This window comes from Aureibaculum marinum (assembly GCF_003813905.1).
Classification (GTDB): Bacteria; Bacteroidota; Bacteroidia; order Flavobacteriales; family Flavobacteriaceae; genus Aureibaculum; species Aureibaculum marinum.
Genome location: NZ_RPFJ01000036.1, coordinates 1 through 861 on the forward strand (window position 1 = coordinate 1; position 861 = coordinate 861).

The following is an 861-nucleotide window of genomic DNA, read 5'->3' on the forward strand; positions in this document are numbered from 1 at the left end:
AAATGATACACTTTATATAACAAAAACTACAAATCCGTCTTATTACAGAACCTTTTTAATCAAAAAAACACATTGGACCAGATTAAAACGCTATAAGCATATTTTGGAAAAGTACGACAAACTTCTGTTCACGGATATGTATGATCAATATGAAAAACAATTAAATGATTCCAATAAGTATTTTTGGAACGATAGTAAATTAAACGATAGCATTTGTTTTAAAATTTTGAATAATTTTAAATATACCCGAAAAGAGCTGAATGCTATGAATTCAGAAAAGAGAGATAGTATAGGTCGTAGCCATAGAATTATCGCAAGAGATAAAAACGTTTATACTCTTACCAAACCGTTATATTCTTCTGATAATAAATATGCCATAATTGTCTTTTCAAATTTCAGCACATACCATAATGTCCTATTTCTATTTGAGCATAAAAATAATGAATGGGTCCGAAGAGAAATTATTGGCATTAAAGGATATTTGTAGGCCGAATTTAAAAATCAATGATTGCAAATAAATTACTATTCCCCCCGCTCCCGCCAGTTTGCAACTGGTGGTTTGTTAGAAATGTCAAATAGAGTTTAAACCTATGATTATATTTTCACTATTTTAGTTGTATGAGCAGAAACTATAAATTTCATAATAAATTAGGTTTATATTTTGTGTCATGAATGCTTCGTTTTTATTAAAAAATAATGGAGATAGTTTAATAAAACATACAATCATATTTTACGGTTTCAACCATAAAAAATTGCGGTTATTTATAGAATATTTTGAGGTTTTTAATAAAAAATTATAATTTTTTTTCTCTAAATTAGTAACTACTATATACAAAAACCATTATAGTAGAATCTTATTGC

1 protein-coding gene is annotated in these 861 nt (G+C 26.8%); it reads left to right on the forward strand.

Annotated elements, in window-relative coordinates; translation table 11 throughout:
• On the forward strand, positions 1-487 hold a 487-nt coding region (locus tag EGM88_RS15825), incomplete at its 5' end, for a hypothetical protein (RefSeq protein WP_162497586.1).
• Positions 488-861: the final 374 nt, after the last annotated feature.